At 44.2% G+C, this 23888-nt stretch carries 10 protein-coding genes; 2 read left to right on the forward strand and 8 right to left on the reverse strand.

From position 1 onward, the window contains the following. Positions 1 to 17 precede the first annotated feature (17 nt). The 4 genes from HMPREF2794_RS14560 to HMPREF2794_RS14575 all read right to left on the reverse strand — a co-directional run bounded on the left by HMPREF2794_RS14560 (position 18) and on the right by HMPREF2794_RS14575 (position 8304). Positions 18 to 1187: an MFS transporter gene (locus tag HMPREF2794_RS14560; RefSeq protein ID WP_010538980.1), complete on the reverse strand. Its 1170-nt coding sequence runs from the start codon at positions 1185 to 1187 to the stop codon at positions 18 to 20. A gap of 280 nt (positions 1188 to 1467) precedes the next feature. Next, positions 1468 to 3300: a glycoside hydrolase family 32 protein gene (locus HMPREF2794_RS14565; RefSeq protein WP_055270223.1), complete on the reverse strand. Its 1833-nt coding sequence runs from the start codon at positions 3298 to 3300 to the stop codon at positions 1468 to 1470. 173 nt (positions 3301 to 3473) lie between these two features. Next, positions 3474 to 5210: a RagB/SusD family nutrient uptake outer membrane protein gene (locus HMPREF2794_RS14570; protein ID WP_010538982.1), complete on the reverse strand. Its 1737-nt coding sequence runs from the start codon at positions 5208 to 5210 to the stop codon at positions 3474 to 3476. A gap of 19 nt (positions 5211 to 5229) precedes the next feature. Beyond that, positions 5230 to 8304, reverse strand: coding sequence for a SusC/RagA family TonB-linked outer membrane protein (locus HMPREF2794_RS14575; RefSeq protein WP_229099404.1), 3075 nt, complete (start codon positions 8302 to 8304; stop codon positions 5230 to 5232). A 359-nt stretch (positions 8305 to 8663) separates the two neighbouring features. Between HMPREF2794_RS14575 and HMPREF2794_RS14580 the strand changes: the two genes are divergently transcribed. Further along, entirely contained in the window at positions 8664 to 9536 is an 873-nt protein-coding gene (locus tag HMPREF2794_RS14580; protein WP_070751772.1) for an aldose 1-epimerase family protein, read from the forward strand. Between the two features lie 174 nt (positions 9537 to 9710). Here HMPREF2794_RS14580 and HMPREF2794_RS14585 read toward each other — a convergent pair whose 3' ends face one another. The 4 genes from HMPREF2794_RS14585 to HMPREF2794_RS14600 form a co-directional block, all read right to left on the reverse strand. After that, the gene (locus HMPREF2794_RS14585; protein ID WP_070751773.1) at positions 9711 to 11591 is read right to left on the reverse strand and encodes a glycoside hydrolase family 32 protein; all 1881 of its coding nucleotides are present in this window, start codon (positions 11589 to 11591) and stop codon (positions 9711 to 9713) included. 186 nt (positions 11592 to 11777) lie between these two features. Continuing rightward, positions 11778 to 15218: a PA14 domain-containing protein gene (locus HMPREF2794_RS14590; RefSeq protein WP_083312088.1), complete on the reverse strand. Its 3441-nt coding sequence runs from the start codon at positions 15216 to 15218 to the stop codon at positions 11778 to 11780. A gap of 46 nt (positions 15219 to 15264) precedes the next feature. Further along, a complete protein-coding gene (locus HMPREF2794_RS14595) occupies positions 15265 to 17520 on the reverse strand; it encodes a GH92 family glycosyl hydrolase (RefSeq protein ID WP_070751774.1) in 2256 nt (751 codons plus the stop codon). A gap of 30 nt (positions 17521 to 17550) precedes the next feature. Continuing rightward, positions 17551 to 20796 (reverse strand): glycoside hydrolase family 2 protein, encoded by a 3246-nt coding sequence (locus HMPREF2794_RS14600; protein ID WP_070751802.1) that lies wholly within the window; start codon positions 20794 to 20796, stop codon positions 17551 to 17553. 355 nt (positions 20797 to 21151) lie between these two features. Between HMPREF2794_RS14600 and HMPREF2794_RS14610 the strand changes: the two genes are divergently transcribed. Next, entirely contained in the window at positions 21152 to 23719 is a 2568-nt protein-coding gene (locus HMPREF2794_RS14610) for a hypothetical protein (protein WP_070751776.1), read from the forward strand. Positions 23720 to 23888 lie beyond the last annotated feature (169 nt).

A 23888-nucleotide genomic window follows, 5' to 3' on the forward strand; every position in this document is an offset into this window, starting at 1 on the left:
GTTTTCCAAATATAAAGTTATTTTTTAATACGGAACGTATAATACAGCAGATAAAGTACGCCGACTGTCATGACAGCTATCGCACCGTTCTGTCCCATCGAGGTATCTGATGCAACGCCCATAGCCAACGGGAATACCGTTCCGCCGAAAAGTCCCATAATCATCAAACCGGATACTTCATTTTTCTTGCCCGGAAGATAAAGCAACGCCTGTGAGAAGATAACAGAGAATACATTTGAATTTCCAAAACCGATCAGAGCAATGCAAGCATAAATAACAGCCTGTTCGTGGAAGATAAACAAACCGGCCATCGCAACCAGCATCATAACCACGCTGATACCGAAGAAAGATTTCGGGGACATCTTGCGCAGAATGAAAGAACCCAGGAAGCAACCTGCCGTACGGAAGATAAAATAAAGACTCGTAGCAAAAGCGGCCTCATCAAGCGTCATGCCAATACGTTCCATCAGAATCTTTGGAGCAGTGGTATTTGTACCGACATCGATACCCACATGACACATGATTCCGATAAAGCAAAGCAGGATAAACGGTTTGCCAAGCAATGCCAGACACTGACCGAAAGTGGAAGGTCTGCCTTCTTCTTTCTCTTCCTCAATCTGCGTGGCGTTGAGCAGGAATATAGCAATGATGGCCACTATCATGTAAATCGGGAAGAGTACACGCCAGCCGAGGCCGAAAGAAGGAATAGCCTGCGTAGCTCCCCACATAGCGATATATGGAGCGAGGAAAGAGGCTATTGCTTTCACAAATTGTCCGAAAGTGAGGCTGCTTGCCAAGCGGTCGCCACGGACAATGTTGGAAAGAAGCGGGTTCAGTGAAGTCTGCATCAAAGCATTTCCTATTCCCAGCAGAGAGAAAGAGATGAGCATCAGTGCATAACTGTCTCCGAAAACAGGCAACAGCAAAGAAGCAAATGTCACAATCAGACTGAGCAATACTGTTTTCTTCTGACCGACACGACTCATCAGCATGCCGGTAGGTACAGAGAAAATAAGGAACCAGAAGAACACCAGTGAAGGGAAGATGTTTGCCTGTGAATCCGTCAGACCTAAGTCTGCCTTTACATAGTTGGAGGCAATGCCCACCAAGTCAACAAATCCCATCGCGAAGAAACAAAGCATCACAGGGATAAGCTTAGAAAGAGAAGCGTTTTTAGTATTTTCCATTGTTTTATCTATTATAATTTCGTATATTAGCACAGTTATTCTGTTTCTTTCTCAACAGGCTCTTCTTATTTTTTCTCCTTATATCCCTTATGTTCCACAGTCGTGATAAGAACGTATCACAGGAGTGAGCAGACCGTTTCACTACAATGATGTGCTCGTTTCACCCGGGTGAGACGATAGCCATCTCCCATACATAAAGGAAAGATAAAGGCATGTTAGCTCATAGATGATGCCTTCCTAAAAGGTAAACCATTAAAGAACGCGGCAAGAAAGGGCTGTTTTATTTCTTCAGTTTATAGGTTACGAAAGAGTCTACTTTGTAAGCTCCTCCTTTACTATAAAAGTCTATGTGATTATAAGGTTCCGAAGGAAATACCTGATTCGTCATAGCAAATCGTCCGCCATCACCGAAAGCTTCCACACTCGACTTATCCACATACAGACGAAGTTTCAATTCCTCTTTGCCGTCTTCAATCGCGGTCCAGGTCAACATCGGAAAGTTCTCATTGAAACCTACATCACCACTCTTGCGGCGATCCATCGAAAATTTCTTTTCTTTCATGTCGTACTGCATGTCTACTTCTTCTCCTTTATCGTTGTAGAGACGGAAGCCGATGACATCTGCATGCTGATTTCTGATAGCCAGCTCTATTTCATAAGCACCTTCGTTACCGGGAACCAGTTCTTTTACCGTACGGGTTCCGTTCACTCTGAATGAACGCTTCTTAGAAATATCACGCAACTTCAGCAATTCGGGAGAAGGAGCAGATTGAAGATAGATGCCATCTCCTACAGCAAACAGACTCAGGTCACGGGGAACAGAGTTCGGACTACGGTATTGAGAGGTCGGCACATCATTGGCATATTGCCAGTTGCTCATCCATGCGATAGCAATACGGCGGTTATCGGGAGCATCGCTCCAAGTTACAGTAGCATAATGGTCTTTTCCCCAGTCCATCCATTTCGTGACATTTGGCTGATTGTCACAAATAAACTTCTTACCGTCGAAACTGCCGACAAAATATTGAGTTGCGGAATCTCCGAAAGGCCCGTCACCAAGACTGCAGAGCAGTACCCATTTCTTTTCACCGGTTCCTTCTACCGGAAGTTCAAACAGGTCAGGACATTCCCACACATTGCCATGAGCGCCGTATCCTTCGCCGAAGCTGCTTTCAAAGGTCCAGTCTTTCAGATCAGGTGAAGAGAAGATTTGCATCTCCTGTCCTACTGCCAGCACCATGATCCAGCGCTGTGTTCCTTCGTACCAGAAGACTTTCGGGTCACGGAAATCACGTGCTTCGGACACCAATACAGGATTGTTTTCATATTTGGTAAAAGTACGTCCGTTATCGGTGCTATAAGCGATGCTTTGTACTTGGCGGTCACTGTTTTGAGTATAGATAGCGACGATGGCGCCTGCACCGAAGCCGGCAGTATTATGATGGTCTACTACAGCCGAACCGCTGAAAATAGTGCCGAGTGCATCGGGAGTTATGGCGACGGGGCGGTGTTCCCAGTTAATCAGGTCTTTGCTGATCGCATGTCCCCAGTTCATGTTTCCCCATTTGGAGCCGTAAGGATTATACTGATAGAAGAGGTGGTATTCGCCATCTTTATATACCATTCCGTTCGGGTCGTTCATCCATCCGTAAAGCGGAGAGAAATGGTAGGTGGGACGGAACTTCTCCCGGTTACCGGTATCGAAAGTATCGGACAATCTCATTTCTTTGCAGCAAGCAGTATTGTCCGGTGAAAGGTTGACACGAACAGGGTCGTTTGAGTTCATTTTAAATTTAAAAGAGATTGTCTTGCCGGAATAATCGGAAAGGTCTACCGGAACAAAATAATCTACCTTATTGACAGCGAGGCGCACATCGAAGTTCTTTACCTCTTTATTATTAACGATCATACTGATACGTACATCGGGGGAAGCATCTTCTACGGGCAGAAGCAGATACTTCTGGGAAGTATTGACGCGTACAAGGCAATGACCTTCTCCCAGATTTCTAATCTGCAAAGGAGAACCTGCCGCTCGGGTTGAAACAGAAATAGTCATGAGAATAAAACAAATCAGAGCAGTCTGAAGTCGTTTGACAGAAAAAAATAAATTCATGTTCTATGGTATTAAAGTTGTTATACTTTTGATAGTTGTTACAGTGCAAAGATAGGCGCTCCGGAAGGAAGCGCCTATCACTTTTGTTGCAAACGCTGTAAAAGATGTTACCTCTCAGTATACTTTTTATTAATAAGTGCTTTACTTAACGTCTGATACAGTCATCCTATGAATCAATAATTCTTATTTTGAGTATATAATCCGGGAATATAATACAGCTGATTATAAGGTATCGGGAAAAACTCATTCTTATTCGGCTCATAATGGGCGTCTTTATAATATTGAGCATAAGTTTGTCCGTCATATACATTATTCTGTTCACTTGCAAAGTAAGCATTCAACGTTTCGGAAGCAATTCCCCAACGACGTAAGTCAAAATAACGTCCATTTTCCATAGCCATTTCCAAACGACGTTCCCAACGCAGACATTTACGTGCTGTTTCTTTATCCTGAAAATAAGACTCGGGATAAAGAGCGATCTCGCATTGGTCTTTGGCATAAGCAATATGTTTGTTTACTGAATTGGCGGCTCTCTCGCGAATATCATTAATAATAATACGTGCTTCACCCAGTTCACCCAGTTCTACCAATGCTTCAGCACGCATGAGCATCACATCCGTATAACGGAATACATAGTCATTCATAGCAAAAGCTTGCCAAGACCCATTGTATGTTTCTCCTTTAGAACGCTGTGGAACTTCTTTCAAAGAAGTATAATATCCATACGTATTCGGTGTACGGGAATTATTCTTGGTCATCGTATATTCAGCTTCATATTTATACGGATATGTCGGCATACCTACCGTATGGAATAAACGTGGGTCCCACTTCTGTTCATCCACCTCACCATTGACCGGATAATCTATTTCCTCATTATAATCATCAAACATGGGTAAACCATCTTTAGTTTTGAATGCATTAACCAGGTTTTGTGACGGCTTATGAAAGTCCCATCCACAAGACCACATTCCCCAGCATCCATTCAAAGTGTTCGACCAGTTAGCCCGTCCATAACTTGTATTATCATCCTGATAGTCGGAACATTGTACTGCAAAGATGGATTCTTTACTGTTCTTGTAATCCGGCAAAAAGATATCTCCATAATCTTCCAGATAATCATAACCTGAAGCTGTCACCTCATTCGTATAAGTTACCACCTTCTGCATATAGTCTTCGTTTATGTGGCTCTCACCTGTCGTAGCCTCATAACCGTCTCCCCATGCCAAGTTCAAATAACATTTGGCCAGATAAGAGGCGGCGGCAATCTTATTAACCCGTCCTCCGTCAGTCTGTTCAGCAGGCAATACATTATAAGCAGTCTCAAAATCCGCAATCACCTTACCAAACAGTTCTTCATAAGAAAACTCATCATTACGGATTTGCTCTATACTATTATTGGTATACGCTATTTCATCAATCCAAGGAACCTGGCGGAATAATACCAATAGCTTATAATAGAAATGTGCACGAAGGAATTTCACCTCAGCAACACGTTGTTCTTTTACATTTTCTCCCAAGACCCTGTCTCCGTTTCTGTCTAAAGCAACCAATGCCCGATTGCAACGGGAGACAGCACAATATAAACGATACCAAAGTTCATCCATTTCATTTGGAGTAGTAGCTGTCAACGTCGACCAAATTTCCAGAGGGTGATATCCTGTATCCGTCGTTCCCGATCCTCCTTTCAGACAGTCATCAGAAGTAATGTCACCGTAAGGAAATAAGTTGAACGGATATGAATACCAACAGTCTCCCAACATGGCATAAGCAGCGTTTACCATCTTTTCAGGATCTGAAAAAGCTTTATCCTCATCAATAACCGCTGTTGGACTATAGTCCAGAAAATCATCACAGTTTGTCAAGGTCAAGCTCATCAGGCAAGCTGTCACTAACATATATATCTTCTTCATAATTCTTCCTTTTTAAATATTAAAAACCAAGTTGTAAACCAAATGAAATAGAAGTAGCCAACGGATAATTCCAATCAGGATTCTCCGGATCAGAGCAAGTCAGACTTTTACTCTTGATAGTCAGCAAGTTTTGTCCTGACAAATAAACACGTGCACTGCTCATTTTGAATTTAGACAAGAACGATGCAGGCAAATTATATCCTAATTGCAGATTACGAAGTTTCAAATAAGAACCATTTTCTACGAAATAGGTTGAGGAACGTCCTTCATCAGCTGTATTGTTAGTAGTCAATGCAGGGATAGTGGAACCTGTATTGTTTGTATTCCATGCACCCAACAAACGATTTCCCTTGTTTGAGCCAGCATCCGTTATACTCCAGAAGTCTGTCTGGAATTTCTGGTTATTGTACACATCTTTATCATATACACCTTGCCAGAACATGCTTAAATCAAATCCTTTATAATTCAGTGCAATATTCAAACCGTAAGAAAAAGCCGGAACAGGATTGTAAATCCAAGTCTGGTCATCAGCTGTTATGCCATTTTTACCATCGAGGTCAGCATACTTCAGACCACCGACACGCGCATTTGGCTGACCGGAAGCATCGACTTCTGCCTGATTCTGGAAAATTCCTTCTACTACATACCCTACGATGGAACCATAAGGCCGACCGGATTCAACCAGATTTTCAGTTGTCGTATGAGCATAAGACCCTGTTGACGTTTCCGGAAGGTAAGTGACCTTATTACGGAAGAAGTCCAGATTAGCAGTGACATCAAGACCAAGTCCACAAGCTAAGTTTTTACGATATCCCAGTGCAAATTCCATACCCCAGTTGCGCAAGGAAGGACCATTAGCCCATGAAGCGCCACCTTCGCCCAAAGCCCCCAGATAAGCAGGATTAATCAACATATCGTCTACATCCTTGACGAAACCATCGACAGATCCATACAAACTACCCTTAAAAAGGGTGAAGTCCGTACCTATATTAAATTGTTCTGCAGATTCCCATTTCAGATTAGGATTGGCAAGTTGGGTAGCACGATAGCCTGACGGGAAAGTTCCTGAATATTGCAAAAACAAGTCATAAGCCGTAGAAGTTACCCGGTCCAGTCCATAATCGGCTACATACAAACCAAACTGCGCATTGTTATCAATAGCCTGATTACCGGTCTGTCCCCATGAAAAACGCAGTTTCCAGTCATCCATCCAATCCTTCCGGAGCAGTTTCGACAAACGTAGTCCCAGCGTGGCGGCAGGAAAAGTTCCCCAACGATTGTCCTTGCCAAAACGTGAAGAGCCGTCACGGCGAATAGTAAACGATGCCAGAATAAAATCATCATAGTTATAATCCACCTTTCCAAAGAAAGAAACCAGTCTATACCCTACTTTGGCACCGGAATTTCTCGTTGTTCCTGTTGCTGCATTCGGCCACATATAGTCTTTATCTTCCAATGCATACTCTTCCGAATAAGCAGAGAAATCAATCACTGACTGCTTGGACATTTCAGTACCCAGTAATACAGTAAAATCATGTTTATCTGCAAGCAGGAAATTGTAGTTGGCCGTGTTGGACCATGTCCAGTTTGTTTCATTATTATGAGACAATGTTGTCTTTGCAATATCATTATTGACAATATCCGAATGATACGTATTCGTCATTGAATTAATGAAAGAAGAATAATGGTCGATACCAAAGTTAGATCGAAGTGACAGTCCTTTAATCGGTTTCAGTTCTACATATCCATTACCAAACAAACGCCAATAATCCAAATGATTATCACGGTTATCGTACGATTCGCGCAATGGATTCTGACGGTCGCTCATACCACCGACAGGACCTGCAAATGTTGTCCCGTCTTCCTCATATACAGGAACAGTAGGTGCCATTTTCAGAGCATTCTCCATAGGAGCACAGTCCACCTGACTCGTATAAGTCACAGTGAAATTCTCACCAACAGTCAGATACTTATTTACATTGTATGAAGAGTTCATGCGGGCTGATATATTCTCAAAATCCGTATATTTCAAAATACCATTATTCTTTTTATATCCAAGAGAAAACATGGTAGAATGCTTTTCATTGGCATGTGAGAGAGACAAGTCATAATTCTGAGAGAATCCTGTACGGGAAATTTCATCCAGCCAGTCGGTATCGGAATATTTCATTGTCTTTTTCTGGTTGATATAGCCGTCATACAAGCCATTGACCGTATAATCCACATAACTCCCGGTTGCAGGATTCCACACAGAGATCGGAGTACCCGTTGCAGCATTCAGATTCAACCCATAGTTACTGGCATAAGCAACCGGATCTAAGCCATCATTCAAAGCAGCCTGCGCCATAGCAGTTGCATATTCCGATGTATTGGAAAGTTTCATTAAAGATTGAGGAGTATAAAACTGTGCAGTCAGATTGGCAGAGAAATCTACTTTCACCTTCTCGGCTTTCTTGCCTTTCTTTGTCGTAATGATAATTACACCATTTGATGCGCGCGAACCGTAGATAGAAGCAGAAGCGGCATCTTTCAATACTTGCATGCTCTCAATATCATTTGTATTCAAAGAATTTAAAGCACGGGTAGTAGGTACTCCATCGACTACATACAACGGGTCTTGCGAAGAGTTGAAAGAACCGATACCACGTATACGAACCGTACCGGTACCACTAGGTGAACCATTGGAAGTAATCGTCATGCCCGGTACCTTACCTTGCAAAGCTCGCATCGGATCGGCATCCGAAGTTGTCTTCAAGGTTTTGGTGGAAACGACTGCCACCGAACCTGTCAAGTCAGCTTTCTTTTGAGTAGAATAACCAGTCACAACGACCTCATCCAACATTTCAGAGTCTTCCTCCAAAATTACATTTAACAAAGCTTTCGCTCCTACTCTGGCAGATTTAAAACCAACGTACGAAATCATTAGTTCGGAACCCTGTTTCACTGTCAGTGTAAAATTACCATCCAGATCAGTAATGGTTCCATTAGTTGTAGAAGTTGTTTCAACAACAGACGCACCGATAATCGGTTGCCCGTCCGTTTTGGAAGTGACATTTCCCTTCACTGTTATGTTTTGCCCCCAGAGGGCTGACATGAAAGCAAACAGGAAACAAACGCTGCAAAGAAGTTTTTTGTTCTTCATGACACTAGGCATTAGTTTAATGTTATTAATTTAAAAGTACGAATTATCTCTTTTCGATGATGCAAATTACGGTTGATTTAAATCAACTGGCTGAAAAATATGTTTCAAATCCTGTAATATATGTTGCATTAAACACCATTTCAGCGGGTTTTATACATTCCTCTTTTTAGCATACAAATAAAATTGAATTATATTCCTGCACGAGTAGAGAAAACATTATCTTTGCACAAATCGTGACGACCTGTTACGGTTTGTGAATGCAAATAATGAATGGAAGAATCAACAAATACTCCCATAAAATAAGTAATGATATGAAAACAATCTCCAATGAACAACTTACGATTCAGGTCTCTCCGCACGGAGCCGAACTTTGCAGCATTTTTGCTAATGGCAAAGAATATCTGTGGCAAGCCGATCCAGCATTCTGGAAGCGGCATTCACCCGTACTTTTCCCGATTGTAGGAAGCGTATGGGAGAATGAATATCGGAATGAAGGCATCACTTATACACTGAGCCAGCATGGCTTTGCCCGTGATATGGAATTCACTCTTGTTTCAGAGAAAGAAGATGAAGTACGTTACCAGCTGATGAGCAATGAAGAGACATTGAAAAAGTATCCATTCCCCTTCTGCCTGGAAATAGGCTACCGTATACAGGGAAAACAGATCGAGGTAATCTGGGAAGTGAAGAATACCGGCGATAAAGAAATGCATTTCCAAATCGGTGCACACCCCGCTTTCTATTGGCCCGACTTTGATGCTTCCACGCAAGAACGTGGCTTCTTCGGATTCGATAAGAAAGAAGATGTGAAGTATATCCTTATTTCGGAAAAAGGTTGTGCAGACCCTTCTGCCGAGTATTCTTTAGAATTGGCTGACGGGCTCCTGCCTCTGGATATACATACTTTTGATAAGGATGCTTTCATACTGGAGAACGAACAAGTTCATAAAGTGACTTTATACACCAAAGAAAAAAAGGCTTGTCTAAGTCTGCACTTTCATACTCCGGTAGTCGGCCTTTGGTCTCCTCCCGCCAAGAATGCACCTTTTGTCTGCATCGAGCCCTGGTATGGACGATGTGACCGGGCGCATTATACAGGCGAATATAAAGACAAAGACTGGATGCAACATCTACACCCGGATAAGACATTCAAAGGAGGATATACGATTGAGATTGAGGAGTAATCCGGCACGGCTTATAGCCAACCACCTCTATTATCAAAAGGATGAACAATTCCTGTCAAAAGCCAAAACAGCTGCCAAACCTCACGGTTGGCAGCTGCAAACACCTAAATCTACAAAACCTAACTTAAAACTAACTCATAAATTTCACTTATAAAATACCTATTGAATTACGACCTATAAACCTAATTTGTAAACGTTGAATGAATTTACCCTGAATATACCCCCTTTACCATAAAAGCACATGCGGTTGTATGGTTCCGTCGGGAAAACAAGATTGGTCATAGCTATCTTCCCCCCGTTCAGGAATATCTCTACGGAGCATTTATCTACAAAAATATCCAGTTCATACGTATGGTTCTTTTGAATGGGTGCCCATGTAGCCAGCGCAAAATCATCGATATAATTGATAGAAGTTGTTTTCCGACGGTCATGTGCTTCTATCTCGTGCGGGGAACTGTTCTTTCCGAAATCTACGATACCACTTTTCGTACGGTCCATCACCAGTCTCTTCTCCGGAAGATTAAAGTAAATATCCACCTTCTCTCCTTTATCATTGAACAGGCTGAAGCCCATGATTTCCGCTTTTCCGTCCGTGATATTCAGTGAAAGTTCATAGGCTCCTTCATTATCAGACAATAAAGATTCGATATGATAATCCTTGTCTACGGTAAACGAAGGAATCTCCCTGCACTCTTTCCGCAAATTTCCGGACTCCGCCACCGGGGCGACAGAAAGATAGATATCCCCCTCCTGTGTATAAAGTCCCAGTTCACGCGGTAAGGCATTGGCACTGCGGAATTGCCTGGTCGGAACGATATTACAATATTGCCAGTTGCTCATCCAGGGCACGGCAATCACACGGTCACCGGTATTCGAAAAACAAACGGTGGCATAGTGATCTTTTCCCCAGTCCAACCATTTTGTGACATCAGGCCGATTGTCACAAATAAATTTCGTACCGTCAAAGTCTCCTATAAAATATTGGGTACCACTACCCCCAAAGTAACATCCCGGATTAACGTTCACTATCAATGCCCATTTTTTATCATTGCTATTACCGTCTACGGGAAGTTCTACCATGTCCGGACATTCAAACTGAGAAGGTTGCACTCCGTAGCCTTCGCCAAAACTACTCAGATAGTTCCAGTCTTTCAGATTCCGTGAATCATAGAAACGCATTTCTTTATCAGCGGAAACAATCATCACCCATTTACTCTCCGGAGCATACCAAAAAACTTTCGGGTCGCGAAAATCTCTCAAACCGTCCGAAGGGCGCAGGACAGGATTATTCTCATATTTCGTAAAGGTACGACCATTGTCATCACTGTAAGCAAGACATTGGATCTGTCCGTTCTTATCGCTGGCCGAAGTATAGAAAGCCAGAATAGAACCTGCTCCATAACCGGCCATATTCTCCTGATCGACAATGGAACTCCCGGAGAAGATATGCCCCAATGTGTCACGGGCAATGGCAGGAGCCAGATGTTCCCAGTGCATCAGGTCTTTGCTGACAGAATGTCCCCAATGCATATTTCCCCATTTGGAACCGTAAGGGTTATACTGATAATACAAATGATATTCTCCATCTTTATAAACCAGTCCGTTAGCATCGTTCATCCAACCATAGAGGGGAGTATGGTGGTAAACAGGACGAAACTTATCCGTATTGGTTGTATCGAATGTATCGGACAGTCTGATTTCTTTCCAGCAAAGTGCATCTTTTGACTTATTACGGATATGCACGGTGGCTGTTTTGGCATTGGCAGGCAGAGAAAACGGGACAAAATAATCGACTTTATTCTGTGCCAGACGGATATCCATATCAGTATCGGCAGCGTCTCCTGTGCTCAGGCGAACCTGGCTTTCCGTACTTTCTTCCTCTATCGGAAGCAGCAGATAGCGGGTAGGGTTTGTAATATGGATCACAGTCAGGCTATCACCTTTCTGTTCCAGGGTGAATGTACTTTTGGGTATATAGCAATAGGTCAGTCCACAGGAAACTGCCAGCGCAAGCGCAGCACCTTTACATAGCTTTATCCAAGGGGTTGTATTCATGGTAACAGAGTATTCAGTTTGCACAAGTAGTTAATCAAAAATGACGAAGGCAAAGATAGGGGATATCTTCACCTTCGTCTATAAACTTTGTTTCAAAGAGTAATATTTTTGATACACGATCAAAGAAAAGCATATGGAAGATTTTATCCGACCAGCCTGCTATAAGGAAAGTACTGGCCAGATTCCCTATTTCCTATTCGCAGCAACTTCTATAAAATTACAGAATAGTTTTCTGGCGACTTCGGATGATTCCGAAGGCTCATTCAAGTGGTCTATCAGATCCAGAGTGGAATAGTAGATTTTTCCCTTTCCGCAGGGAACGATCCCTACAGCTGTCCCCAAATGGAAAGGAGTGCTCCGATACGAACCTACGACCATCTCTTCATGATCCATATACATACCCAACCGACGGTCTCCGTCGCGCACCAGTTCCTGATAGGGCCACCCCATTGCACAGTTCACCGGCAGCTCTTCAAAAAGCGGATGGTCCTTCACAAAATGTAATCCGCCTATCCAGTTCCTTCCGACCGAATAATAGCCATCATAAGCAGAACCTGTATTCTCGCTCACAATATCCATCCACGATTCTGCCGATTTCAGCAAGAGCAATGATGTACCGTCTTTCTTCACGCGGTCCAATAGTTCCTGCGGAGCAATTGCCGCATTGCCCGAACGCGCCCAGACTAACTGCACACTTCCTGATGTCTTCTGCTGACGGTATTCCAACGTAATCTCAACCTCTTCCCCTTCTTTCAGCTGGAAAGGACGTGTCAGTGTGATTTCTTTTCCATTTCCCCACTCGTCAATAATCCGTTGATTATTGACTGACAAGCGTACTCCCCTATCCGTTGTTGCTCCAATCATATACAGTCCCGTCTGGGGAGCAATCAGTTTTCCCTTCCATATAGCGGAGAAAGCCTGATTGGCCGGCAATAGCGCGTCCGGCTGGGCACCTTCCGCAAATGTGCGGTCTATCTTAGTATCACCGGTCACGCCTGCAAGGGCACGCAAATCATCGTCTTTATAGAAAGAAACCTCAAAAGCAGCCTTACCGTCCTGCTGTTTAAAGAATTCCGGCAAAACAGGTTGCGGCATATCCAGTGAAGGACGTGTGACGACAATCCAATCCAGTTTTTCCATATCCGGTCGGAACGACGGCAATGCAGTGCCTGTAGCTTTCTGGTAGAAGGTTGTCACCGGATCATCAGCTGTGCCATACAATGCACCTTTACCAACCAACTGTTCTTTCTTCCAGGAAACACCCAGCACTTCATCCTTCCCTCCCGCACACACGCGTCCGGAAGCATCTACCAAACGGGCTTTTACCTGATACATTCCGGGAGTACCGGACAGCTTCAGTTCACTGTTTTCAAGCAATAACTGTCCGAAGCAGTCACCTCCCGAAATACTCACTTCCTTCTCTGTCACCTTCTGCTCTTTCCCATCCGGCGTACGGACAGAAATCTCCAGACGATGATTGCCGGAAAGATTCTTCTCATTGACTATGTAAAAGTCAACACCCACTTTTCCCGGCAGGCGGGCAAACTGCGAACGGGAAGAAACAGCGATGTATAAAGGTTGTGTGTAATACATCAACGCAGCAAGATTGCCTTTCGGGTTCCGATAGATGTCCACCACACCGGAATGATTGTCATAAGGCATCGCCTCCCAACCGTTGATTGCATAGGCATCCCCCAGATTCTGCATACGCATCCCCTGAATACGACGTCCCTGATGATCAAAAGAGACATCTCCCATCGCCCGTGTCAACGAATCTACAGAGCCGAAGTAAGGATACAGATTCTTTTTCTGCATAAACTGCCCGAAAGATTCATATTGTTTCTTCCAGAATAATCCGTCCCATCCGGTCAGCCCTGTGCAGTCTATCTCTTTTACTATTTCAGCCACACGTGGCGGAGCGGAAATAGCTCCTTCTTCTCCCCGCATATATACTTCCGTCCGATTGTCCGTGTACATCAGGTTATCCTTCGGTCCCCGGTAGTATCCTTCTTCCCAAGTGGCAGGTCCGCCGGCACGGTGATTGTCGAACCAACCTTTCTTATGCAGAACAGTATCGAAAGGCAACATATTTGCTTTGGAATCTTCTTCTGCAGATTCTCTGGAAGCCCATCCCGAAGTAAACGTCATCACGCGGCTCGGATCGAGTGCATGTGCCTTCTTCATATCCTCCATCCGTTTGGCAACCAGTTCTTTATCCTTAGAACGGGGGCCGCCGAACTCGTTAATCAGATTGTAAATAACCAGACTCGGATGACTCCTGTCCCGCAATATCATACGGTGCAGTTTGGTATTGACCATTGCCCGGATAAACGGGTCGTGACCTGCCGAATGGAAAGCTCCCGGCTCTTCATAATAGAGCAATCCCAGCTCGTCCGCCTTTTCCAGAACGACCGGAGAACCGATGGAGCGATGGAAGTTAAGCATATTCAGTCCCATACTTTTAGCTACCGATACTTGCTTCTCCGCCATTTCGGGAGTAGCATAAAGTCCGGTGGCAGGCCAGTACCCCCAACTGATGGCTGTACGAAGCATGACACGCCTTCCATTCAGCCTCAACATCGCATCCTTTCCGATTCCTACCGGCTCAAACCAACGGAAGCCGAATGTCTGAACAGCCCGATCGGATAACTTCTTCCCCGATTTCACATCGACGCCACATACATACAAATAAGGAGTATCCAAATCCCAGATACGGGCCTCCGGACAATGAAGTTCCATCGTCACCACATTCGTTCCCTGCTTCAAAGCAACACGGGGCAGTTTCTTTTCCAATATCACCTTGCCGGGATTCTCCTTCTCGTACACAGAAAAGTAAATATCCTGTTTCTCTGTTTTTGCCGAGGTATTGTTTACGGTAAGAATCGCTTTCACCTTCGTCCGCTCCGGCTGGTTCTGCATGTAGATGTCAGATACATAGACAGGAGAAACCGCATCCAGACGTACCCGTCCGATGATACCGCCAAACGATCTGCCCGGAGGAATCTGATACTTTCCCCAATACATTTCGTTGAAGTCCTGCCAGTGGAAGTTACCGCCGGGATTCGTCACACGAACTGCCAGGCATTGTTCTTTACCGGGTTGCACCGCTTCTGTGATATCCGCATCGAAAGGTGATTCGCCTATTATATCATAGGCTACCAACTTTCTATCCAGATAAACTTCCGCACGCAGACGCACCGACTCAAAATGAATCAGAAAGCGTTTCCCTTTCAAATCAGCCGGAAGCTTCAGAGTGCGGAACCACCAGCTAACTCCTACTCCGTCTTCCGGACGGGGATAATCGGAAGTTGTAAGATACTCTTCTACCGTACCGGGTACCTGCACCGCCCTGGCATGCCGGGGTTGTAACCGTTCCCATCCTCCTGTCGGAGGATTCACCGGAAGGCGGGAAAGGCCTGTTATTTCTTCCGGCAAGAAAAGCCTGTCCTGTTTCCATTCCGCCTGCTTATCCTGCCACAAGAACCATCCGTCACCGGACAAAGAAAGCGTAAACCGTCCTTCTTTCCCGTTACTATCATATTTCTGTGCCTTTACCGGAGAAACAAAAGCCAACATCACTCCACACAAAGCCAACAGAATGGAAAATCGATATTTCTGTATTTTCATAGTATATATCATTTTAAGAGATGACCACAGGCCAACCGCATACCCATCACTTCATTTCCAATGAAGGAGGAACATCACCGGCTCCGCTACCCCATGCTTTATTGGGTTTGCTGCCCATTACCAATACCAGTTTGCCACCATCCTTCAAGTCTTCATGACTGAACCAGGATTTATTCCACTCCTTGCCATTCAATGTAGCAGACTGGATATATTTGTTATCTGCAGAAGTGTTCTGAGCTTCAATCTCGAATACAGCACCATTGCTAAGTGTTACTTTGGCATTTGTAAAGAGCGGACTTCCGATATTGTAGACCGGCAATCCCGGAGTGACCGGATAAAAACCCAGTGAAGAGAAGACTACAAATGAAGTCATACCGCCTCCGTCTTCATCACCCGGAATACCCATCAAATCATTGCGGAACCATGTTTTCAGCATTTGGCGGATTCGCTTCTGTGTCTTCCAGGGTTGACCGGCATAGTTGTAAAGATAAGGTACATGCAGTGATGGTTCGTTTGCCATAGAAAACTGTCCTACATTTCCCGTATGATCGGGCAACTTTGCATAAAATTCATACTTGCTTCGTCCGAGCGGTTCTGTGAAAGTGCGGTCCAGATTAGCGATAAACTGCTCCTTTCCTCCCATGAGGCTGATGAGGTCGGCCACATTGTGGGGCACGTCCCAACGATAAACCCAGCCGTTGTTCTCTCCATAATATTCACGGGCTCCCATACCTCCGGGATAACGGTAGTCGAAAGGTTCGATCCAGTGTCCTTCTTTATCTTTCGGATGGAAAAAAGCTGTCTCTTTATTGTAGAGATTCCGATAGTTATAAGAACATTTCAGATAATATTCGGCTTCCTCTTTTTTATTTAATGCTTCAGCGACACGGGAGAGACACCACTGGTCGTAGCTGGTTCCCAAAGTGACAGCAACAGGCTGGCGCTTTTCGAAAGGATGTACATTCGGGTCGTTTTCCTTTTCATCCGTGCGGAGAGCAGGGATATAGCCATTTTCATGATAGAACATGTCTAACCAGCCGGCTGCTGCTCCCGACCAGGGTGCGAGAGTTTTTTCTTCCATACCTTTCCGGCAGGCTTCATAAGCTTTTACCGTGTCTACTTTCAGTCCTTTTGCCAGTGCATCGGCTATAGTAGCGACGGCATGGTTGGAATTCATGCGGCGCGTATCTCCGGTCACTTCGGGAAAAGTAGGCATCCACATGTTGCCCATCTGTTCCGCCATGCGCAAATAAGACGCGATGATATCTTCCTCTTTTTGCCGGTCGATCAATGTACGGAGAGGATGTGCAGCACGATAAGTATCCCAGATCCAGTCGTCATTATAGAAAGGAGTACCGTTATCTTCGTGCACTTTTCCGTCGAAAGCACTAAAATAGCGACCATCTTCGCTCATACAAATCGGACGTTCGAAAGTACGGTAGAAAGAAGAGTAAAATACAGTTTTATCATCTTCTGTACCTCCCTCTACTTTTATACGACCCAGAGTTTCATTCCATACCCGGCGGCCAGCTTCTGCAAGTGCCTTTATATTGTAGTCTTTTAATTCGCGATGCAGGTTCTTTTCAGCCTGTTCCTCACTGATAAAAGAAATACCATAACGAAGGCTGACTGTTGTAGTGCCATCGGCAAAACGCCACGCCGCACAAGTATTTACCCCTTCGGCATTGTCTTTACTTGTATTGATAGTACCATTTTCGAGAATACCGGTACTTACGGGTTTCTCCTGTGGCTCTATATACACATACACACTTGTGTTATTGTTCAGTTGCTGACGACCACTGATGAAATTTTCGTTTGCATGGATAGAACCGTTACGGGAGTTTACAATAAGATAAGCCGGTTTGTCCGCCTCGAATGTGATCCGGTAGATAGCTGACTGATGAGAGAGCGCATATTCCGCTTTCATGCGGTTATCGTCCAACTCCACTTCGTAGGAATAAGGAGTAATATGCTCATTGTCATAGTTGTAATTTATGATCGGACGAAGTTCTTCCCCCTGACAGGGACTGAGATTGAACGCTGAACGTTCCCGGTGATTGGTGACAATCAATGGCAGACCCTTCAATAGTTCCGATGTATAATCGGCACGCTCCGGATAAACACGAAGCATACTGTTAGGCAACTGGATGGTGGGGAATGTAGGAACCAGCAAATGACTGATATTCCCGATATATGGATCGACGTAATCAACCGGTGTCCGTCCACTTGTCTGTAATTTCCCGTTACATGCACTCAGCGTTGAGATGATAACCGCTGAAGCTAAAATATGTGTAAGTTTCATCTTTGTCTTTTTTAAGTTACAATATCTCTTTTATTTGGCTTCCGGATTCACAAAGGCAGCCTTCAACAACGGAAGGAAATCCTTCTTGTTATCGCATTTGAAACAGCCGGTGAAATCGTTCCGGTCTCCCGCTCCTATTTTGATCACCAGTTTATTCCATCCCTGCAGCAACGGCAATTCTTTGTAAATGATTTCATTGCGTCCGTCGTGAGAAACAGCCGTATAAGGCTTATCGTTGATAAGCAGCGTACGCTTTTTCGCTTTTAGCATCAAAGACAGTTTGGGCATATTCGGTTCTATCAACAGGTCATCCAAGGGACGCGGACTGAACACATAAAATTCCAATGCCCATTCGTCACCGTTGTCCTTCACCAGCTTTTCTTTCGTAGCTACCGGGAAGTTAATCTGCTCGTCGCGCAAAAAGAAGACCTCGTCAATATTGACTTCCGGCTTTTTGTATGCTATTCCGGCATTGTTCAAGATAGCAGTTAACGTATTGTATCCTTTTTCCGAATTGGCAAATTCTGTCAACGTGCTCAAATAGAAAGTAGAAGCATTTTGCCGGCATTTTACAAATACAGGAGTAGCGGCTGTACACTCATATTCACTGCGGATCGTTCCGGCAGTCTTGATCTCTTCCGGGCGTTTGTTCCACTTTCTCCAATCCGTCTTACAGGCATTCAGCAACACCTCTCCTTCTTCCACCAAATCCCCTTTCAGCGAATAACCGGAAGCATCCGTTTTCTGAAGTTCGCAGAAATAGAAGTCAGAGTTATTTAATCCGTTCATCCATGACTTCTGTACAGGCAGGAAAGAAGAACGCTGCAATTTGTCCAAGGCTACCGGAAACGGCAGGATTTCATTGTAAGAGGCTACCGTCTCAGGTGTAAGTCCCCATATCCACACATCTGCACCTTTGACTATTTGTTTTTGCATCTCTTTCCGGATGGAAGCATCCAATGTACGGCTACCGTCTACCAGATAGAGTAATGAAGAAGGAAGGGTCGCTTTCTTCGCAAAGATGACTCCTTGCGCATCCATCAACTGCTTTAATTTGCTATCCTGGCTACCGATGAAGACAACTTCTTTATAATTCTTGCCGGTTGCCGTAATTCCGTGATTTTTATACTTTTCTTTATCAATGACGGCATAAGGAGACCAAGCCGGTTTTTCCGGCGCATTGGCTGCACGCAAAGCACCATACATCGGCCATTCCTGAAAGAGTGGCAAAGTCGGGTCGTAACCGGGATTGAATGTGGTGCAATAAGGACCTACACGTTCCGGTTGTACCCCCGGAACTCCTTCTTTGTAATCGCCGAAGAAAACTCCGTCTGTTTCAACCGAAGGTGTTTTGCTCTTATCTTTTTTACCGAGTGGAAGCGGCTTTAATGCATACCATGCCATATTGAAGACTGTCGTGTAAGAAGCTCCCATCTGTCTCTGGTTGGCGATTAAATTGTAGCATTCGTTGGCCAGTCCTTCCATACGTCCTTCCTGTGATTCGTAAGCACGTTCTCCGTTGTATTTGGAAACCTGTTCCGGCGTACCATAATAGGCCATACTATGCTCACCGATTCCCCAAGGTTTTCCAATTTCAATCCAGCGTTTCATCGAATTAATGTCTCCATAGTGTCCTACGGTTACAGGTAATATGCCGTCACCATCATCTTCACCGTCTGCTGAAATCCACGGACGGGTAGGGTCATTCTGATGTACGATGTCACGCCATTCTTCCCATGCTTTCTTTTGGACAGGCATCAATTCGGGACGATTATATACATGCAGGATTACAGGCTTGTTTTCGTTGCTGATACTCCAGCCGAAAACTGACGCATGATTTCTATCGCGCAGCACAAAACGTTTCAAATGTGATTTGGATGTTTCCCAAAAGAGGTCGGAGTCCAACTTCGGCCCACCGTCGCTGGCCCAATTCGCTGTTTCATTCAATACGCAGATACCCATTTCGTCAGCCATGTCAAGATAGAAACGAGGATAGACTTGTGCATGCGGGCGTACGGCATTGGCATTCATACCCTTGATGGCAGTAAACCAGGCCCAGGCATAACGGCGTGTCATTTGCGGGATACCCATAAAATGCCAGGAATCACCATGCAAGGCATAAGGCTCGCCGTTCAGACATTGGGTAGTTCCCTGCAAGGTCCATTCACGCCAGCCGAAACGCTCATATTTCGTATCGACAGCTTGTTTTTGATTTTTGACGGAGAGCAGCAAAGCATACAGGTTAGGATGCTCCGGAGTCCAGTATTTCAATACGTCTTTGCCCACAGGCACTTGTAACGTCACTTTCTGAGATGTACCGGCGGCAACCGATACTTTTGCCGGGGCAACCGACAATGCTTCGTTACCAAGTGTCCAGTCGGGAACAGGAGCGGAGTTTATATCCGTTCCTGCACGGTTCATCCATTCACGGATGTCACCTTGCAATTGTATTTCCGCCTTCTTGGCTGTCTGGTTCTGTACCGTCACTTCTATTTCCAGCATGTTCTTCGATACCAGCGGTTTCACATATACATCTTCTATATGGATTTTCGGCAAAGCCAGCAGATAAACATCCTGCCAGATACCATTGATCTGATATCCCCACATCGAACCGCCCGGAACAATACGGCGTCCAATAGTCGAATTATTTTCGAATAAAGACTGACTCCTTACTCCCACCAGCACTTCGACCGTCTCACCGGGAGTCACTTTATCGGTAATATCAAAGCTAAACGGCAGGAATAAATCGAAATTCTCGCCTACCTTTTCTTTGTTTACATAAATTTCGGAATATCCGGCCACCGCTTCAAAATAAAGTTTGATTTGCTGCCCGGTCCAATCAGAAGGGATGGTCACATTCTTCTTCATCCATGCCATCTTCACCTGTTCCCATTCTTTAGGATATGAAGGGTAGTTGCGATGGTCGGGGCCTTCCAGGTCACGGTAAGCAAAAGCATTGATATTCCATGGTGAAGGAATTTTGATACGGGTCTTGTCCCATTTACCGTCACTATCCGGAAGCGGAAGTTCGGGAGCGATTCCTTTTCCCTGAACATATTCCTTTGGCAAACGAACAGGCTGGAAATCCCAATAACCATTCAGGCAAATTTCCTGTCGATGTTCCTTTTCTGTTTTATTCACCAGCCCTTCACTGGGAGCAAAAGGGTACGGATAGATCAATTTCTGATCATTAGTCACTGCCTGTGCATTTATCTTTGTAGAATGCAAAGTAAAACCGCCCAACAGACAGCATAGTAAGATTAATTTTTTCTTCATATTCATAAATTAATGAGTTTTCCGGTATTACCAAGGGCAAAGTAAAAGGCAATGCATTAAAAAGAGGGGATAAAATAAATTAATTCTTCATTAAAAACAAATTAATTGTATAATAATGTAGAGATTCCGCCCAAGTTATCCGCTTTCTGAGAATATTTCCCTGAAAATGGGAAAACGCTTCCACGAAAAGCCCTTCTTCCCTGAGAAGAAGATGAATCCTCTTAACCTTATTTTTAAAATGACAGCCGTATGAACGACTATCCCAACTCTTTTTAAATAAGTGCCCGTTTCTTATGAATATCGTATTGTTTTTCGTACTTTTGCCGCATAAGAACAGATTGAAGTAGAAACTACTATGAAATATCAACTGCAATTATTGATTTTGCTCCTGCTCTGCCTGGCGGGCAGACTGGATGCGTCTTCTTTATATGATTACGGACTTTATTTTAAGTCTCATGCTGTACCTGCCGCAGAAAGGTCCACCTTGTATCTGGACGATAATCAACCTTTCTCTGTAACAAACGACTTTAGCATTTCATTTCAAATATACATACGCGCCAATGAAGCTGATTATGGTTCGATACTTCACCTGAAGACAGACAAAGGTCAGTTAATACGTTTTTCATTTGTTGCGGGTGAGCAGAACCATGCTCCCGCTCTAATGCTCAATGATGAGATTATCATTATAGATAAACCGATAGAACTGGAAAAGTGGATAAATGTATCACTGAACCTGCGCCAAAAGGACAATGTGATCGAAATAGAATACGATAAAAAGAAGATTTCGTCCACTTTCCCTCTGCAAGAAACCAATAGCGTAACGATTACATTCGGACAGATGATAGGCTATCAAGCCGATGTAGCCCCTATCAACTTAAGGGATATCAACATTGTGCAGGATGGCAAGCTGACAAGAGAGTGGAAATTATGGAAACACAACGGCAACATCTGCTATGACGAGAAAGAAGGGGCTGTCGCACGTGCTATCCAACCACTTTGGCTGATAGACAACCACATCGAATGGAAAACAATCAGTAAAATCACCACTTCCAACAGAATTGGTGTAGCCTTCGATGCCCGCTGTGCCTTATTTTATATCGTAAGCCCGCAATCAGTAAAAGTGCTGGACGAAGACGGGACACTCAAAAAAGAAATTGCCATACACGGAGGATATCCTGCCGTAGAATATCCCAACCATTTACTATACGATACACTGAGCAATGCACTGGTATCTTATTCGCTGACTGAAGACATCATCTCCCGTTTTTCGTTCGATGACGGAACGTGGAGCAATGAAAAGCAGAATACCAAAGAAGCCAGCAACTATAACCATGCCAAAGCATTTAATCCCGCAGATTCCTCATTCTACTTTTTCGGCGGATATGGCTTCTATAAATACCGCAACGACCTGTACCGAATGAAGTCCGGTATTGGGAAGATGGAGCAAATTAAGTATGATCATCCTCTTTATCCCCGCTATTCGGCTGCGATGGCAGTAGTGGGCGACGAATTATATATTTTCGGAGGCAAAGGAAATAAGTATGGTAAACAGGAATTGAGTACCCATTATTACCTCGGTCTATACGCCATCAATTTAAAGACGAAACAATCCCGTATAATCTGGGAGAAGAAAGATGATAACAAGGAAACGATTATGGCTTCCTCCATGTACTTCGAGCCATCAGACAGTACTTTCTATGCTGTGTCTACGGATAAGGGAGGAACATTGTGGAAGATCTCGATGAAAAGTCCTGTTTATACAGAAGTATCTAAGCCGATCAACAACAGCCTGGATTATCAGGACTGCGATTTCAATCTTTACTTTTCGCCAACCCACAGGAAACTTTTCCTTGTATTGGATAAGATTCTGAACAATCGTACGCACGATGTCAAAATCTACTCCATCAACATGCCTTTAGTCAACGAAACGGATATCCGGCAAGCAACGGATGAAGCCGGCTCCGGCAAATGGTGGAATCTGCTGTATGTCATCGGAATCCTGGCGATACTGGCTTGCGGTGCCTGGTTATTCTACCGCTCAAGAAGCAAACGACAGGCTACAAAATTACCTGCAACAAAAGAGAAAGCTCCCAAACCGGCTGCGGTCTCAAAAGACAGTTCTGAAAACCAAGCGAAAACGGTTCCGACAATGCCGGAACAAGGCAACGAAGCCGCACCGAAAGAGATAGTCAACTACTACGACCGTAGCCGTTCGTCCATCTCTTTATTAGGTTGCTTCAACGTACGTGATAAAGAGGGAAATGACATCACCGCCAATTTCACTCCCCGTCTGAAACACTTGCTTATCTTGCTGATACTATATACGGAAAAGAATGCAAACGGTATCCTGACTTCCAAAACAACAGGAATCTTATGGCCGGATAAGGAAGAAACCGCTGCCCGTAACAACCGTAATGTAAACTTACGCAAACTACGGGTATTGCTGGAAAGCATCGGCGATGTAGAAGTTGTCACTGAGAATAACTTTATGTACATCAAATGGGGGGAAAACGTATTTTGCGACTATCGTGAAGTGCTTGCCCGTATCCAGCAATTCAAGGAAAAGGAAAATGACGAACTACTCAACCGGATATTAGAGCTCCTGCTATACGGACCATTGCTGCCCAACACAATTCTCGATTGGCTGGATGACTTCAAGGAGACTTACTCCAGTCATTCCATCGACTTGTTGAAGGACTTGTTTGAAATTGAAAAACAACGAAATCATCAGGATATGATTCTTCGTCTGGCAGATATCATGTTCCTGCATGACCCACTGAATGAAGAAGCACTGGCCGCCAAATGCGCAGTGTTCTCCGCACAGGGAAAGAAAGGTATTGCACGAAATCTGTATGACCGTTTCTGCAAAGAGTACCGTGATTCAATGGGAGAAGACTATAAGACGCCATTCGCTGATTTATAACCGATAAGAAATGAACTAAATTATAAATTAAGGATTAGGCACGGATTACGCGGATTTCACGGTTTTAGTGTTATGATTACGTAAAACAACCGTGTTAGTCCGCGTAATCCGTGCCTAAATATATTCTTTTCTTATTCATAATGATTAAAACTGATGTTTTATTGTCATC

The sequence above is a fragment of the Bacteroides sp. HMSC067B03 genome (assembly GCF_001811315.1).
Classification (GTDB): domain Bacteria; phylum Bacteroidota; class Bacteroidia; order Bacteroidales; family Bacteroidaceae; genus Bacteroides; species Bacteroides faecis.